General features: G+C 53.9%; 19 protein-coding genes. 10 read left to right on the plus strand and 9 right to left on the minus strand.

Going from position 1 to position 16,051, the window contains the following annotated elements:
• Positions 1-467 precede the first annotated feature (467 nt).
• On the plus strand, positions 468-884 hold the full coding sequence (locus PNAP_RS25290; RefSeq protein WP_011798305.1) for a hypothetical protein: 417 nt from the start codon (positions 468-470) through the stop codon (positions 882-884).
• Between the two features lie 273 nt (positions 885-1,157).
• Here the strand turns inward: PNAP_RS25290 and PNAP_RS23175 are convergent, their stop codons facing one another.
• From PNAP_RS23175 to PNAP_RS23195, 5 genes are all read right to left on the minus strand, one after another.
• Positions 1,158-2,180 (minus strand): HNH endonuclease, encoded by a 1,023-nt coding sequence (locus tag PNAP_RS23175; protein ID WP_232290865.1) that lies wholly within the window; start codon positions 2,178-2,180, stop codon positions 1,158-1,160.
• Between the two features lie 43 nt (positions 2,181-2,223).
• The gene (locus tag PNAP_RS23180) at positions 2,224-2,625 is read right to left on the minus strand and encodes an HIT family protein (RefSeq protein ID WP_011798307.1); all 402 of its coding nucleotides are present in this window, start codon (positions 2,623-2,625) and stop codon (positions 2,224-2,226) included.
• A 108-nt stretch (positions 2,626-2,733) separates the two neighbouring features.
• Positions 2,734-3,570 carry a hypothetical protein gene (locus PNAP_RS23185; RefSeq protein WP_041377716.1) on the minus strand — a complete coding sequence of 279 codons (837 nt, stop codon included), beginning with the start codon at positions 3,568-3,570 and terminating at the stop codon, positions 2,734-2,736.
• Between the two features lie 11 nt (positions 3,571-3,581).
• Positions 3,582-4,436 (minus strand): hypothetical protein, encoded by an 855-nt coding sequence (locus PNAP_RS23190; RefSeq protein ID WP_011798309.1) that lies wholly within the window; start codon positions 4,434-4,436, stop codon positions 3,582-3,584.
• Positions 4,437-4,627: 191 nt separating this feature from the next.
• Positions 4,628-5,056: a DUF2784 domain-containing protein gene (locus PNAP_RS23195; RefSeq protein ID WP_011798310.1), complete on the minus strand. Its 429-nt coding sequence runs from the start codon at positions 5,054-5,056 to the stop codon at positions 4,628-4,630.
• A 289-nt stretch (positions 5,057-5,345) separates the two neighbouring features.
• Between PNAP_RS23195 and PNAP_RS26395 the strand changes: the two genes are divergently transcribed.
• A complete protein-coding gene (locus PNAP_RS26395) occupies positions 5,346-6,356 on the plus strand; it encodes a hypothetical protein (protein WP_157040524.1) in 1,011 nt (336 codons plus the stop codon).
• A gap of 340 nt (positions 6,357-6,696) precedes the next feature.
• Here PNAP_RS26395 and PNAP_RS26400 read toward each other — a convergent pair whose 3' ends face one another.
• Positions 6,697-7,401, minus strand: a complete 705-nt coding sequence (locus PNAP_RS26400; protein ID WP_157040525.1) for a hypothetical protein — start codon at positions 7,399-7,401, stop codon at positions 6,697-6,699.
• An 881-nt stretch (positions 7,402-8,282) separates the two neighbouring features.
• Between PNAP_RS26400 and xseA the strand changes: the two genes are divergently transcribed.
• Positions 8,283-10,013: an exodeoxyribonuclease VII large subunit gene (xseA, locus tag PNAP_RS25295; RefSeq protein ID WP_011798313.1), complete on the plus strand. Its 1,731-nt coding sequence runs from the start codon at positions 8,283-8,285 to the stop codon at positions 10,011-10,013.
• 7 nt (positions 10,014-10,020) lie between these two features.
• Positions 10,021-10,296, plus strand: coding sequence for an exodeoxyribonuclease VII small subunit (gene xseB, locus PNAP_RS28050; protein ID WP_011798314.1), 276 nt, complete (start codon positions 10,021-10,023; stop codon positions 10,294-10,296).
• A 49-nt stretch (positions 10,297-10,345) separates the two neighbouring features.
• On the opposite strand, the gene PNAP_RS23220 is transcribed toward xseB, so the two are convergent.
• Positions 10,346-10,753, minus strand: a complete 408-nt coding sequence (locus tag PNAP_RS23220; protein WP_011798315.1) for a single-stranded DNA-binding protein — start codon at positions 10,751-10,753, stop codon at positions 10,346-10,348.
• Between the two features lie 261 nt (positions 10,754-11,014).
• Entirely contained in the window at positions 11,015-11,410 is a 396-nt protein-coding gene (locus PNAP_RS23225) for a TfoX/Sxy family protein (protein WP_011798316.1), read from the minus strand.
• Between the two features lie 131 nt (positions 11,411-11,541).
• On the opposite strand from PNAP_RS23225, the gene PNAP_RS23230 reads away from it, so the two are divergent.
• From PNAP_RS23230 to PNAP_RS23250, 5 genes are all read left to right on the plus strand, one after another.
• Complete coding sequence (locus tag PNAP_RS23230) at positions 11,542-11,808, plus strand: cupin domain-containing protein (RefSeq protein ID WP_011798317.1); 267 nt, start codon at positions 11,542-11,544, stop codon at positions 11,806-11,808.
• Positions 11,809-12,055: 247 nt separating this feature from the next.
• Positions 12,056-12,301, plus strand: coding sequence for a hypothetical protein (locus tag PNAP_RS23235; RefSeq protein WP_011798318.1), 246 nt, complete (start codon positions 12,056-12,058; stop codon positions 12,299-12,301).
• 511 nt (positions 12,302-12,812) lie between these two features.
• Positions 12,813-13,307: a hypothetical protein gene (locus PNAP_RS23240; RefSeq protein ID WP_011798319.1), complete on the plus strand. Its 495-nt coding sequence runs from the start codon at positions 12,813-12,815 to the stop codon at positions 13,305-13,307.
• A 131-nt stretch (positions 13,308-13,438) separates the two neighbouring features.
• Positions 13,439-13,918 (plus strand): hypothetical protein, encoded by a 480-nt coding sequence (locus PNAP_RS23245; RefSeq protein WP_011798320.1) that lies wholly within the window; start codon positions 13,439-13,441, stop codon positions 13,916-13,918.
• Positions 13,919-14,222: 304 nt separating this feature from the next.
• Entirely contained in the window at positions 14,223-14,567 is a 345-nt protein-coding gene (locus PNAP_RS23250) for an H-NS histone family protein (protein WP_011798321.1), read from the plus strand.
• A gap of 462 nt (positions 14,568-15,029) precedes the next feature.
• On the opposite strand, the gene PNAP_RS23255 is transcribed toward PNAP_RS23250, so the two are convergent.
• Positions 15,030-15,254, minus strand: a complete 225-nt coding sequence (locus tag PNAP_RS23255; protein WP_011798322.1) for an AbrB/MazE/SpoVT family DNA-binding domain-containing protein — start codon at positions 15,252-15,254, stop codon at positions 15,030-15,032.
• Positions 15,255-15,462: 208 nt separating this feature from the next.
• Here PNAP_RS23255 and PNAP_RS26405 point away from each other — a divergent pair, with 208 nt between their 5' ends.
• A complete protein-coding gene (locus PNAP_RS26405) occupies positions 15,463-16,050 on the plus strand; it encodes a hypothetical protein (RefSeq protein WP_011798323.1) in 588 nt (195 codons plus the stop codon).
• The last annotated feature ends 1 nt before the right edge of the window (position 16,051 follow it).

Consider the following 16,051-nt stretch of genomic DNA (forward strand, 5'->3'; position numbering starts at 1 on the left):
GCTTTAGCGACAGTTTTCTGAACGTCCAACTGCAGCGTTGGACGTCATTCGACAGTCTTTTTTTAAAAAGGTATGTGAAAGCTAACCCGTTTAGTCGAGAATCACTTCAGAAACGATTCAATTAAATTCTGTGCGGGTTGCCAGGTTTGCTAGTATTTTTTAATAGCGCAAGATATCCCTACCCCATAGGTGAGAGCGCATTCCTAGCACTCCAATGGAATTCATAGTAGGTATGGGTTCTGACCAAATGAAACGTCCGTTTTAGGTGCTTCGACATCAACGGGTGGGTTTCCGGCTATTTTGTCGTCTGGCATTGGTAATGCCAAGATAGGCGCATGGTTACATTACGTTATGCGTCTTAAAAGCTTCCCAACGCCGCGCACGGGGCAGGCGTTCATGAAGAAAATATTACTTTTCATTATGAAGAGCGCCTTTTGATATTCTCTTTCTCATGACAGGAGAAAATTGTGATTGAGGCTCTCATTGGTGCGGCGGTTGGTGCCCTTACCATTTTTTTTGCGCGATTCATTCGTGGGGAACGTTGGTTGTATTCGTTGGGCCTGCTCACTCTGCCTGGCATCTACGCGTCCTTCGCTCTACAAGCAGGCGAGCATGCTGTGGGCCTCAAGGAAATAATCTACGGTGTTCCGTTCGTCGTCGCCGGCCTTGTATTCGCGTTTGTTAGCGTCCGCCAGTCAGCAGTAGTGGTCGGTGTGTTTTGGCTACTGCACGGGCTGTACGACTTGGTGCATAGTCAGCTCATCACAAACACTGGCGTTCCCAGTTGGTATCCCGTCTGGTGTTTTGCGGTTGATGCTGTTATCGGTTCGTATCTTCTGTGGCTGTCGCGGCGTGTTCCCGATGCAAATCTTCGCCAGGCGTAAGTCGAATCGTTGCCCGTAGGAAGGTTGCAGAAACAGGTCAACGCCTTGAGTGCCTGCAGACGCATACCTTTCGCTCAAGTGGAGCGCCGACAGCAGGCCACCAAGCCCTGTCTCGTGGAGCGCGGTACATTTTTACCAGCAGGGCCTTGGCGTCCTACACGGTCAGGGCTCTAACGTTGAATATCCGCAATTGGTCGGCTCCAGTCAGCAGCGTACTTTAATCGGCCCGTAACGGAGAAATTGAGGCCAACAGTCCATTCTTCACCAATCCCCTTAAGGTATGAAATATGCGTTGTAGCGCTGGTCGATGGCCTCGTAGCGGCTAGGTGCCAGCCAGGCACTCCCGCCCCGCGCGATGGCTGTCGTGTAACCCCAAGCGGCAATCTTTAGGCTGACCTGCGCATCGGCCAGCATGCCCGCCGCCATTCCGACTTCCTTGATGGCGTCAGCGTGCCGGCCGATTCTTTCCAGCCATCGCTCCAGGTGCGGGCCGGCGGCCAGGGTATCGGACTTGCTCCGGTTGCACGTTGGGTGCGCCAGCACGAAGTTGTGCGCCAGGTCGCGCGGGTACTGCGAGAACGGAACGAAATGGTCCACGTCCGCCTCGGTCAATGCTTGAGTGCAATAAAAACACTTGCTCCCGTCAAGCTTGCGAAGTCCCTGGCCCATGGACAGCAGCGACTGCCTTGACGCTGAAAACAGGAAGTCTTCGAGGTCATCGGCCTGCCCGAGAATGCCGGTGTTCCTTCGGTTGCGCTTGATGTGCTCCACCCAGTGCGAGCGCGACAGCTGCTGGACCAGCGGCTGGAATCGCCGCAGGCAGTAGGCCACCCCGGGCTTGAGTTTGAGCTGGCCAGCCCCCGCGCGCTCATACAGGAAAGCATCGGTCATGCCGCCGAAATTTTGCAGGTAATTCACCGGCTGCGCTGATACGGTCTGCGCGACAGACCTCAGCAGCGCCTGGTACTCAGGCAGTATTCGGGCCCTCTGGGGCGAAGCTGCGCCATGCCGAGTCCGAAAGGTCGCGATGGCCGATACCACCGCGGCCTGCACGCCGTTGTTCTGAGTCAGGACGCCCGAGAAAGTGTTGGGCCGGCCCGTGCCGAAGGGGAGCGCGTGCCGCCAGTACATCTGGATAAACCGCTCGGCAATCTGACGGATGGAGACCATGAATTCATCTCCGTCATCGGCCCCCAGCTCGACGGCCAGGTCGGCCAGTGCCATCAAAAGGGCAAACTTGTACGTGGCCGTGAAGTCGCTTTCGGTGAAGATGCGCTGGAGCTTGCCAAGAAACACGAGCTGCTCCTCGGCCGATGGCAGAGCACTCGCTCCCACCGCGCTACCGTCCTGTCCAGTAGTCCGCTTTTTCCGGAATCACCCATCGAACGCCGCCGCGCGGGTCCAGCTGGTCGCCGTCATACCGTGGAATGAGGTGGATGTGCAGGTGAGGCACTGTCTGACCCGCCGCCGCGCCATCGTTGATGCCGATGTTGTAGCCATCGGGCCGGTGTTGCTCGGCAACCAACTCTTTTGCCCGGTCCAGCAGGGCAAAGAGTGCCTCGCGCTCGGGCGCCGTCACTTCAAAGAACGAGCGGACATGGCGCTTGGGAATGACCAGGCTGTGGCCCGGGGACACCGGGTAGCCGTCCAGAATCAATACCGCATGCGCATTTTCCTCAACGATGCGGCTGGCGGGAAGGGTACAAAATGGGCACGGGCTGGGTGCACTTATCAATGTCATGTGTCTATTATTAAAAATGATGCGCTAACCTCCTTACGAGGGTTGAACAGCCTGGCAATATTCCAACGCAACATGCCGTGCCATGGTGCTGTTCGGAACTAAACCGATTTACGTCTTGGCGGACCCAGCCGGTATGGGCCCGGGCCACTCGAAGGCGCGCCTTGCAACGCCATACAAAGCCCAGAGCAGCAGCAACGGAATGACCAGGGTCTGAAGCACGAAAATCACGATGAGCTTAATGATGTCCTCGGTGGCTTGCTCTGCGGCCGCTTTCAGATTCGCAAAATGCACTTTCACATCGGCATTTTTTGATACCCAACCTTTCATTTTCTCCAGCAATCCTTGGCTGTCAGATACCTCTGAAATGGAAGGGTTCAGCTTGCCCACCTGTCCCGAGGTGGCGCTGATTGAGTCTTGGCTCACGGCATAGTCAGCGGCTAGGTACTTCTGCCACAGCGCGTCCGTGCCAAGCGTCACTACTGGAATGGCAAAGCGAAGCATCAGCAGCATCACCAGCAGCCGGGAAAGCAGCGCAGGCGGTCGTGGCTGGCGCCAGTAATACCCTGCCCAACCGAGCGCCGTAATGCTCAGGGCCAGCGATACCAAGGAGTTGCCACCAATGCTGATGAGAATTTTTTGCACTCCAAAAATGACGCTGGCTGCGAGCATCAGGGTGGAAAACTGCTCGACCAGGTCATGGATGGGCCGCAACACCTGCCCCAGGGACAGCGTCACCCCGACGCCTAAGGGCTGAAAGGACGCCTCTGTGCCTTGCGCCACCGAGATGACGGCATTCAAGGCCCTGGCCGCGGCAAAGGTGATGAGCGCGCGCTTCATGCCGGCATCTGCTTGCTGCGCGGCTGGCGCGTCCAAGGGCTTCAGCCAAGCGCAGGCCACCAAGGCGGCGACAAGAAACGCCACCATGACGTTGCGTACGATTTTCATGATTGTGATTCTCAGGGGTTGCCACTTAAGTTGAGCTTGTTTCGCTTCGGGTCTGCTGGCAGGGCGTTTGCCAGCATCAGCGTGGATACGCTGTTCAGCGCGCACCATAGGGCCAGCAGCAGGCCAACGGCCAAAAGCACTTTGCCGATGTCGCTAGCGATATCGACCTTTTCACTGATGGCACGCAGGTTTTCAGCGGTTGCCCGCAAATCCTCCAGCGCTTTGGGCAAGTCCTGTGTGTTGAGCCGCCCGAGTGTGCGCTCGACCTCGTCGACCACTTTGAGCGCATCCTGGTTGGTGGTAACAAACGCTGCGCTCAGGTTTTTTCCGTCTCGGCCCATGGTGACCGATATATCGAGCAAGGTCTGGCTGACCGCCTTGATGTCCTGGGCCTGCGTTTTCAAATCCTGCGCGTACTTCTCAAGGGGGCGCGACATTTTGACGACGGGTTTCATACCATCCATCTCAATGCTGGTCGGAACGGAAAAGAGCAACCCCTCGCTGACGGATTGGAGGGTGCCGCCAAGTTTTCCAGAAACCTCTGATGCTGCGCGCATGTTCCCGGCATACTGGGGAACCAACTTGACCTGGTTCTCTGCAGCAACCCGAAGTTCCTGAAGGAGGACTCGCGTCGAAACAAGCATCTTTCCTGTCTGCTCGATGAGTCCTTGCCTGGCTTCGACGGTCTCTGCCGTTCGGCCAACCACGTTGGACACCGCCCCAATGGAGGCCGCGACAGAATGGAAAAATTGCCCCAATGGAGCTTGGGATACTGCATATCCCCAGACAATCGCCCAGGCAAGCGCAAGGCTGACAAGCAGCTGAAGCGACGCCAGGATGATTATCCAGCTGTTCTTTCCTCTCATTTACGCACCACTCCAAACGGGTCGAAGTGAACGTGCCAAAAGACAGGCTGTCAATTGCGCCACCTGCGCGGAATTATGCCCGCCCAAAACACCGGTTTGCAGTTGCGCTCGCATCGAATGCTTTCTGTGTTGATTGAGCGCTGGAGTATTCAGGTATCGGGTGACAGGTGGTGTCGTTTTCCGCGAAGGCCTCAGATATCTTGTTCGCCTATGACGACGGTAGGCTCTTTCCTTGAAGCGCAAGGCCTGCGCTTGAAGTAGCTCCGGTGGCGAAGGAAAAGCCAGAGATAGATGGCGATGTTGATGGCAACGACCATGGCAGCAAGTACGAACTGAACCTCGCGCGTCAAGCCTGAAGGATAGATGACGCCGAGCAGGTAGTGCTCCACGAAGCTGGCTGCGTAACCCGACTGGCCGGCCCGAACACGAAAACCGTTCTCGATAGAAGTGAGCGGGCACAGGCGCCCCGTCAGTTCTACAAAGAATGCCCAGGCCATTGCTGGAAGATGAACCAGCGGCATCCAGCGCCACCTGATGGCCAGCGCGCCGCCAAAAAGGGCAAACACGATGAATACCAGGTGCAGCAGCAGGACGCCGTCAGCTACAAAACGAAAGTACATCGGCAGGCAGTATCAGGGGTAAACACCAACCAAGATGGCCAGAAGCATGGCTAGTGCAAGTTGCTCGCGTTTTATTTGGTTCATGGGGGTCAAATTTATGCCGCTGCCAAGATTGTTTGCTGATAAGAGCAGCCTGCATCTGTATTTTTGCTTTAGGGAAGGTCTTAATAGGTACACAGCCGAGCTTAGAATTTCCGCACTAGATTCTCGGTCAGGATTCACCGCCAGCCAGTGAAGCGGGCTCTTGGTTGAGCATTTCCAACATTGTGCAGCAGAAGAGGAATTTCAAATGGCAAAAGACTGGCGACTGGAAGATATTAGCGAACTGTGCGACGAAGAAATTCGGACTCTCCGTACGAATGCCGAATGTCGAGGAGGGGCCTGTGTTATCGCACTTTGCAACACTGTACTGGCGAGTCGCGGCAACTCCAGGTCGACTCGCAATCGGCGCCCGGTCGCGACTCAAAATGGGCACCCTGAGATGAACTCTAATGCCGTTGACCTGGTAGCCGACTTATTTCGCGGCTTGCCGATAGCAGCCAACATGCCCAATGCCGTGCGTCGCCAGCAATTACAGGCGCGACCTATTGAAACGCTCGGAGAGCTTTGGAGGTTGTTTGTTGTTTGTGGTTTTTCATCTCAAGAAAATTCATCGGAAAACGGACCTCTCGCGAACTTTTTTCGTAAAGATGGGCCATTGCTTTCGTTAGACAGGGTAATCAAGGATGGCTCGAAATTAGAGTGGGTGCTTGCTCAATTAGTTGGGTTCGGGCTTCGCTTTACACCCAACAAAGCTCTACTCGTTACGGGCAACCTTCCGTTTTTTGCTCAATCCGGTTCTTCGAGCACTCGCCTGGACTCTCTTTCTCAGTCCGGTGGACCGCTATCTTTATTCGGACGCTTATCCCTCGATGGCTCGTTGCGGGACAGTGATAGAGAAATTGCACGGTCTGCAACATTCAGCGCCGCACTGCAGGACGTGCCCTTTCCGCAGATTGGTCAGAAACAGCTGCGCAATATCCTCGTGAACGGCGGCCTCAGCCGCAACGTTGTTCCGCTCGACTCCCGCTGGATGAATTTCCTACGTCCAGCATTTAAGGGTGGGAAAATAAAAGTCGAGCGGTCTCGATATTTGGTCTACGAACAGCTATTAAGAGATGCACTAATCAGCGTAATCGAGCAGAGACCCGACCTAGAAAATTTGGCTATCGTGGATGCAGTAGTTTTTTCGATTAAAGACCAATCAAGCACGGACGCATTGAGGCCGACAGCTTGGTTTGGCGCTGCCGAGGTGCTCTGAGATGTACGGTAATGCAATTTCTTGGTCAAAATTGTTGTTCTATTACTCCAAAAATTGAAATCAAAACATGAAAGTCATTTACTGTGTCCCGATTGCCGACCGCACCTTCGCATTTGGCCCATTTTTGGCTGACTTTCTAAGAAGGCGGTTTTTGTTCTTGAATTGGCGACTGTCCCTGAGATTCTCAGTTTCACAATCAATTGAAAATACAAGAACAACGCTACACGATAAACAGCAGCGGTCGGTCCAAGTCAGCAGTGTGAGAAAATCGAGATAATGCATTAAAAATATTATTAAATAATAAAATTTAATAATATTTAGTTCTTAAAAAATTAGTGCATTATTTTTTGATAACATCAAACAAGAAATCAAATTTGGCTACTTTCGTAACATTTCCCGCTTGGTCAAACTTGACAGGAACGTTATATATCATTGCTCGTACGTACTTGGTATTTTTAAACATTTCTCTGTACGCGTTGTCATTAGAGATGTTTCCGATGTCAAAAGAGAGTATTCTTTTCTCGATAATGCCAGGCAAACTCTCATAGTTTTTATCAAGCAGTTTTAAGTTTCTCGCTGCTCCCAGTGCTACTGCTCTGTCCATTGCCCATCCACGGCTTTGCATGGAATCGAGTTGTGTACCAGCAAAATCTATGATGTCTTGTTTGAGTTGAGCCTGATAGCTATTGCCTGCATCGTCAACCAAACGAATGGCCACTTTTTGAAAGCTGACGGCCTGTCCGCTTGTATTTGTTACTTGAACTTCAAAGACTGGAAGACTAACTAGAATGCTTCTAATTTTGCCATTTTGCTTGGGATTGCTGGGATTCCAATAATTATAGGAAGCAAATAAGCTCTCGGTAGTAACAGCCTTTTCAAGCATTATTGGCTTGAGACTAATTCCAACGTCGTCAGAGAAGATTTCATCTCGGCTCGACTGATTTACTCGAAGGTCATATTTGACTATTTGAACAACTGGGCGAGGTGGGTTGCTGACGCATGCCGAGAGAGTTAGTGAGAGTATCACTGCTGCTATTGATTTCATCTAATGACTTGTGTGGTGAAAATTTGGATAGCCAACTTAAGGCGTGATTCGGAAGGCATCTCGCAATGCTAAATTTCAAGTGCTATTGACATGCCGTTTTAACTCATCCCATTACACACATCTTTTGCCGATTAGCCTTGCGTACGTCATCATGTGCAAAGATTTGCTTAAAAATTAAGCAAATCTTTGCGATTTGGATAGTTTTTAGGCACTTACGCCGGGATAAACCTTTGGCCATCCTGTACCAACGCATGGGTAAATCTCCCGAAAAAGTGCTCTAACCTGTTGTTTTTAAATGAGAAAAAAGATGTGTGTAATGGGATGGTTTTAACTAGTATTGCTATTAGCATTTTCTAGCAGACTCTTGGGCTAACAGCTAGTTATTTATAGTACATAACGACAAATGTCATATCCATGAAATGGCTGCAACATTGATGAGTTCTACTTAATTGAAGTACACCATGTTACATCCTGAATTGAGCTTGCGAAATAAATACTACGTTCATTTTTTAGGTCCAGACTTGGTTCAACAGCCTCAGTTGTCGGAGTTAGCAGGCTTCTTTCAAATGAGCGCGGTGACAAGGCAGGCGATAACGAAGAGTCCGAATTTGAAGCCTCCCGACAGGATGCTCATCCAAACCGAATAAGCTCCAAGTTTCATGCAAACCAAGGCGAAACCGGATACAAGTAACGACAACCAGAACATACTTTTTCTCTTCAATCAGTTGACCAGGAACGGGAGCATTGCGCTGTCCAATGACAGATAGTGTCGTTTTCCGCCAAGGCGCTCAAGAGCTTTTCCGCTCGAGAGGAACGTCTGCTTTTCGGCTTTGGTCAAGGCCTCAGTCTGATATGTGACCGGCTTCCTGCAAAATCTCCCCATGGCCAACATCTTCCTCACCGTCCCTTTCAAGGACAAAGACGCCGCCAAAGGTCTTGGCGCCCGGTGGGATGCCGCTCAGCGCCAATGGTTTGTACCCGATGGCCGCGAACTTGCGCCTTTTGCTTTGTGGCTGCCGGCGGGTTTGGTCCCGGCATTGAACTCAGGAGACGTTCTTTCGATTCCGGACGAGCCTGGAACGCCTGCTATGCCCGTCAGAAATGGCGTTTCCCTGTCCAGTCTCCTGGGCGATGTGTCACGGGCCGTGGCGCAGGCCTACAAGGCCGGGGTCTGGACACTGGTCGAAGTCGTCGAGCTCCGGGCCAACGGTGGCCATGTCTACCTGGAAGTGTCCGAGCGCGACGCCCACGGGGCGGTGCTGGCCAAGGCCCGGGCCGTCATCTGGCAGTCAACGGCCAGCGCCATCCTTCCGGAGTTCGAGCGCGCCACCGGCGCCCAGCTGGCGCCTGGCATCAAGCTCCTGGTGCGGGCCCGGCCTGTCTTCAAGGCCCAGTACGGGTTCAGCCTGGATATCGATGCCATTGACCCGGCGTACACCTTGGGCGAGCTGGAGGCGCGCAAGCGCGACATCCGGACGCGGCTTCAGGCCGAGGGGGTGTTTGCCGCCAACAAGAACCTGCCGCCGCCCTGGGACTTTCATAACGTCCTGGTGGTCTCGCCCATGGGCGGGGCCGGCCTGGGCGACTTCCAGGCCGAGGCTGACCGGCTGCAAGCGCATGGCATTTGCCGCTTCACGTATGCCTTGAGCCGCTTTCAGGGGGAAGGCGCCCCGGCGGAAATACGCGATGCATTGCAGGCAGCCCTGGGGCAGGGGACTGGAACCGTCGCAACCCCGTTCGATGCCGTGGTCATCATCCGCGGCGGCGGCGCTGTCAATGACCTGGCTTGGCTCAATGATTACAGTTTGGCGCGCCTCGTGTGCGACCTGCCCATTCCCGTGCTGACCGGCATCGGCCATGAGCGGGACACCACCCTGCTCGATGAAGTGGCTCATGCCCGGTACGACACGCCGAGCAAGGTCATTGCCGGCATCGAGCAGCGCATCCTCCAGCGGGTCGACGAGGTCAAGGCGAACTTCGAGCAGGTCTCAGCCCTGGCGGCCCGGGCCAGCCAGGCAGCCAGGGAGCAGGCCGGCAAGCTCGACATGACCGTGCGGCTGGAGGCCTTGCGGCATCTGGCCCAGGGCAGACAAGCGGCATCGCAGAGCCTGGCAGCCATTCGCATCGATGCCATGCAGTGCATGCGGTCGGCCGCTGAACAATCGCGGGATGCCTTGCAGGCCGTCAAAACTAAAGTGTTGACGCAACTGGCTGATGCCAAGCGCGGCGTCCCGGCACTGTGGAGCCAGATTGCCCTGGGCAGCGAGCATGCGCTTCGAACGGCCTCGGCAGAAGGCGATTCGTTTATTGGCAGCGTTTTGGAGCGCGCCCGGCAGGATGCGTCACGCGCAAGGCAAGTCAGCAGTGACGCATTAAACACAGTCTCGAATTCGGCCAAGCTGCTTGTTCGGAAAGCTGCGACCGATTCACAAGCCTTGATACGAGAAATCGCTGGGCAGGGGCCGGAAAAAACACTTCAACGCGGCTTTGCCATCGTGCGAAACCAAAGCGGCAAGCCGCTAACCAGGGCCTTGCAGGCAAGGGACGGCGCAGCTATCGAAATCGAGTTCCAGGATGGCCGGGTTGCGGCCATCACACAAAAACGCCTTTAAGGAAAAAATGGCAATCGAATCGTTTAAAGAAGCGTATGGGGTGCTGCAACAGCACGCCCAGACGCTGCGCAACCAGCGCGAGCCGAACATCGACGACTTACTGACCATCGTGACGGAGTCGGTGCAAGCATACAAGGTCTGCCAGCTTCGAATCGAAGCGGTTGAAAAAGCGCTTGAAAAGGCCTTGAGCGACACGCAGGCGCCACCCAGCAGCAGCCTGCCTGCGCTCAAGACCCCGGCGCCTGCAGCCATCGCAGATGACCCGGATGATATTCCGTTCTAGCCGAGGACACCGAAAAAGGGAACCTGCCAGCACAAGGCCGTGGCGCCTGTCAAAATTCCAGCGGACAGCCATCGTCGAGGTCATCGCGTCGGCTGGCCTGGTTGGCCTGTTGGTGCCGGCTCTGCTCGTGCGCCCTAGGTTCGACCGCCTTACGCTTGCGGGCCACATGGTAGGCGGTGAGCACCTGGCTGGCCACCAGGTCAAGCGCCGGCCGGACCGTGCCTTCACGGTCTGTCCATGTCTTGGGCGTCAGGCTGCCGGCCAGCGCCACGGCGTCGCCGCTATCGAGCGCCAAGAGAGCCGTGCAGGCCGACTCACTAAAGGCAATGACGTTCACGAACACATCGGTGTCACCCGCATGGACACGCACCTTGGCCGTCACGAACGACTTGCCGGTCTTCGCCATCTTTTCGGAAGCCTGGCCCTGCAGCTTGCCGGATATCAAAGCCTCAATCATCGGGTGGCTCCAGAGGTGAAGGTTTTTGGGCTGTTTCAATTTTCTTCAGTGTATTGCCAGTGCTGACACATGCCCTCCAAGCTCAGCCCCAGTTCGCCAACGCGCCCTTCGCAGGGCGGGGGCACATTGCAGGCAATGAAATTTCCAGAGAAGCAACACGCGGCTTGGTCGGGCTCTATTTCAAGAAGTCAGGAATCAGTCGGGCTCGTTCCGGTACGTCAAGCCGTAGGTCACACATATCGCGCGGTGTGGACCGGTGACTCAATCATCCCCGGTGGGTTGCTTTTTCTTCGATGGCTTGGCTTTTTTGGGTTGGCGAGCAGCCAGTGCCACCTCCAAGGCCAGACGAGCCCAGGGCGCCATATCACGGGCTGACTCCATGGCTTCATCGGGCGCGCTGTAGTAGCCCAAGCTTCGTGTCTTGCCCTTGGCCTGGTAGGTGAAGCGTTGGCAACCTGCCGCTTCAAATACGGCGCGGGTATCCGGGCCAGCCTTGAGCCACAGCGTCGCGCCCTGTCCCAGGTCTGCCAACAATCCCAGCGTGAGCCCGTCGGTGCTGATGCCGTAGCCTCCGAACATGTGCCGCGCCGTGCATGGGCCGGCTGCGGCCAAAAGCTCGCAGCAGTATTGGGCAAACTCGTCAGGGCGTGCGGTCATGGCAAAAGTTTAACAATTCAACCACAGGCGTCCCTGTTCAGCCTGCCGGTAGCAAAAAACGCTCCACTCATTGGTGATGAAAGTTTGGGACTATATTGCCCTGATACTTTTAACCTGTAGAGCAAGGAAAAATGGAACGCGAAGAATTTACCCAAATCCTCGCCAGAGAAGGATTTAAAGAAGTGGTGACGGTGACTCGGGAGCCCGATGGATTCCTTGACGCGCACACGCATCCTTTCGAAGCGAAAGCGCTCATCCTCCGCGGCGAATTGCAAATAAAAACAGGCAGTGCAGAGCAGACCTATCAGGCCGGCCAGGTGTTCCATCTATTCGCGGACGAGCCGCATTCCGAAACCTATGGGCCAGAAGGCGTCGCGTATCTTGTGGGCAGGAAATGACAGGAGGCTCCTGCTGGGAATGTCCGGTCAGGGCAGGCCAAAGCCGGAAGTCTCAACGGCTTTGCAATTGCAGCCAAGGGTTCGTAAAGATTTGGAGAAATAAAGCGCTGATTTGTATTTCGTCTCTGCGTGCAGAAAAAGGTATCTGAGGTAACAAATGCGCCCCTCCGTGCGGGAAACTATTTTTTGTCATCGTCACCTCTGAGTCGCAAACAGGAACACAAGTGAGCCCGGTTTACGATGCATCATGGATGAACTGAAAAATCTCGAGTCCCTCGGGCTGGTCTTGCCCAGTCCTGCTTACATTATTGGCGCCATACTGTTCGGCATCGTTGGCTACGCCGCTTTCAGGCGGGGCCGTAAAACATCGACATCCTCACTGACATGGACTGGCGTGGCCTTGATGGTGTACCCGTATGCTGTACCGCAAACGTGGCTGCTCTGGGTCGTTGGCGTGGCTCTGTGCGGCTGGCTTTATGCCAAGTGGAACTGACCCGTTGAACCCGACTTTTCAAGAAGTGATGGCGCCAATCGCGCGAGATTCGCGTCTTGAATAAAGAGCGTGAGTGCTTCGGTTCGCCATGCCTCCGCATATGCCTATTTTTTGAGCATCCCCGGCATAGCCAATGCTGGCGCCATGTTGGCGAGCTATTCTGGTTGTTATCCACCGCGTAGATAACACTTTGGAGGGGTAACTTTTGGCCCCTGGCTCGGTTGCATCCCTTTTGATGTTCGCAAACCTTGGTTCCATTCAGGATTGCCGGGCTGCTTGGTTTTATGTGACGTTGCATGCAATTTGAGGGCAGGGCACTCAATGGCTGGTCTTACCACTTTCAGTGCTATCAATAACGTCAAGGCTGGTACGGTAGGACGTCCGTCTCACCGCGGCTGAAAAGTCGTCCATGTCCGGTGCTATGTTCAAATTACCCTACATCTCATGGGCGCTCACCAGGGTCTCTCTGCGACCCATGACCCATTTCACCCCCTGCAAAATAAGGACCCTTATGGTCGCTGCTTACAAGCCACGTTTTACGCCCATTTCCTATGACGGCATCGATATCAATACCCCTGCGGCGGAACTGCCCGAATTCCTGGAACGGATTGCCGAGCGGGGCGGCTACGACCCCCGGACTGGAAAGCTCACACCGTTCAAGAGCATCAGCGATGACTTTGACGAATGCATGATTAATCAGATGCTCGACAGCATGACCGCAGCAGTGGAAGCCGGGCTGGGAACACCCGCCACGTTCTTCAAGGATTTTTTTACAACGGAACAAGATGTGCAAAACTTTGCCGATGCGCTGGATGACTATTCAGCGGAGGAAACTTTCTGGGTCAATGACCGGCACTTCAACGCCTTCATCCATGCCACGAATTCGAGCGAAGAAAACGCCGTGACCTATCCTGCCATGGCAGGTCACATTCGCGAACTGTTCGAGAGCGAACGTGAGAAAGCCAAAAAGACTGCGAAACCCACTTACAAGAAAAATGTAAATTGAGCGTGCCGGGAGATTTTTAATTTCATTAAGCCGTTTTTTGGCATCTTCAACTCCTGTGGCTCTGCTCACGATGAGCAGGCGTCAGCCCCGGTCTCACCACACCCCTTATCAAGGAAGAGAGCTTTAACAACATGCGCCCAGAAATAGCAGAGCATCTCGCACAGGTCAGCGCATGGCTCGATGAGAATGTCGTCAGCTACCCGACGCCCGCAGCCATTACGCTTTCCGACATCCAGATGAACTGGACTGACTTGTCCGGTTCATTCATTTTGTCCCTTGATGGCAAGGAAGTGCCTGACAGATTCGTCTTTTCACTGGACGGCACGGAATGGCTCAAGTTTTTCATGCCCATGTTCACATCCCCCTTGGGTGCGCCTGCCAGCTATGCGGCGGTTGAATTCACCGAAGAAACCCGGGTGGCCATGGAAGATGGGCTGCGAATCCTTATGCCAAAACTGGCGGGATTTGGGCAGGACCGCGTAACGGGTGATTGGGTTCATCAGTCAACGCCTTGGGAGGCGCGAGTCATGGACACGAGTGCATTTGAGCAAGCCCGGCAACGCATTGAAGTTGGCGGCTATTCGATAACGGTACCGACAAAGCACATTTGAAGTGTCAGGTCGGAAAGGCGTGAAATGTCCAGGAAAATCGGTTCATTGGCGGCAAATCGTATGCTGGCGAGGCGATATGGTCATGCAGATAAATTTGCTCTCTGTTGAAATTGTCAGGTAAAAAAGGTATCAGGTTAACGAGCATCCAAACAGATATGGCGTAGTAAACAGTTATTTCCTGGGCCATTTCATGCTGTTATGGTCAGCTTATACTGCCGCTGAGTTAGTATGAAGTATCTTTCTGATTCAGAATCAGAGTAGAAATACCTATAATCTGATTTTTACGTTACTACGAACTCTACCTATGACACAAGCAACCACACTACAACAGCAAATCCAGGAAGCCGAGGCTATCGTCAAGGAATTGCGCAAGCAATTGGATGAAGAGCGAAAAGGTGAACGCATGCAGGCCGTCGCTTCAGCCAAAGAACTAATCAAAACCCACGGGTTGACCGCTGCAGATTTAGGCTTTTCAGGTAAGGGCTCATCAGCCAAACGTCCAGCCGGTGACAAACGCGGTGTGGTCGCGGCCAAGTACCAGGACCACGAAAGTGGAAAAACCTGGACGGGACGAGGTAAATCTCCTGCCTGGTTGGCGGCGCAGCTGGCAGCAGGCTACACTAAAGACGACTTTCTTATTAAAAGTTAAACCTTTCGCAGGTACATCTTACAAAGCGATATTTGTGCTGCTTTATAACGAATAACTTTTTAAGAAGTGGCCAAAGTATTTTTCGCTTCAGTTTGATTTAAACTATGATGGCGTCAATTCCCTGAAACAGGGAAGGGGGATTTGGCGTATTTTTTATTGATGAGCTGTGCTCCGTAAGGCAATCGGGTGTGGTTTAGCGAGAACCTGGGGTCATGCAAAAGTGACAGGCCCGGATTTTCTAAGCGGCCGAAACTGCTTACCTGTTTTAAAGGGGCTTGCTGGAGTCGCAAGGCTCTTTATGCATGACTCCTCTGCCTTTCCTTGATATCTCTCGAAATAACCAGCAGTTGCTTGTCCTTGTTCGCGGCCGATTCAAGCAACTCCCCGACGGTAGCGCTTTGCTTGGCTTCGCGTCGTCATCGGTCAGCCAGCGCACCAGGACATTGATGCCCAGTGCGGGCATCAAGCCGAGCCCATGCTCATTTCCTCAATAGACACGCTGATACCGGAGGCAGTTGGGAGCATGCCCTTGAGGTCAAGGATGGATTTGTTCTTGGCCCGCAGCAGCACCGTTCCATTGGGCATCAGGGTGAGCGTGAGCCGGTCATGGTCAACCAAGCCCAACGCCCGCCGGATGTCGGCTGGGATGGTGATTTGGCCCTTGCTGTTGAGGGTAGATTGGGACATCAAATACTCCTTGCAGTAATTTAAATGTGTGGATTTTGGTGCACAACGTCAATGGTGGAGTCTGATGATGCGACCGCTTGTTCGCTTCAACGAAGAATTCTTCAAATAATTTTGAGAATCGGTCTAAATAAAGAAAGCTATATAAACCGCATAGCTATTTCCTTGTAGCCACTCAGTTTCGAGTGGCATTTCAAACAAGGAAACGCCAATGCCATCGACCACCTTCTGCCCAACTTCCGTCTCCGCTCCTCAACTTTCTAGCGTGCTTCGCAAGCGCGGCAAAACGCCGACGACCGTTGACTTCCTCAAGCTGGCCAAGGCTGCGGCCTGGTTCGATACCGACGAGGAAGCCTGCGAAACGCTTCAAAACGCTGGGTTTACTTGTACGCCGCGGGTTGTTGAGAAGCTGCTGAGCGCTTCAAAATTTATTTGGATGACATGTGCAAACCAAGCGCACGACATCTTTTTGAAGAGTTTAGGCGACGCTCCACAACTAACCTGCCGACTTCCGCGCCTGCGCAATCGTACGGGCCGTTGCTACGAATTGGCATATCGTGGCTGCTGTCAAGGGAACAAATGGACGGTGATACATGGCGAGACCATCGGGCCGCATGGCATTGGGCGGATGGGTCATGCGTGGCTTGAAAACAATGGCTGGGTGTATGACCCGGTGTTAGACCGAACCATGCATTCTGATGTGTACGTCTTGCTTGTTGGCGTCCTTGTATTCAAGCGGTTTACGGTTTGGGAAATGCACAATGAAGCTGCTAAATGCGGACATTACGGGCCATGGTGAG

It is taken from the genome of Polaromonas naphthalenivorans CJ2 (assembly GCF_000015505.1).
GTDB classification, from domain to species: domain Bacteria; phylum Pseudomonadota; class Gammaproteobacteria; order Burkholderiales; family Burkholderiaceae_C; genus Polaromonas; species Polaromonas naphthalenivorans.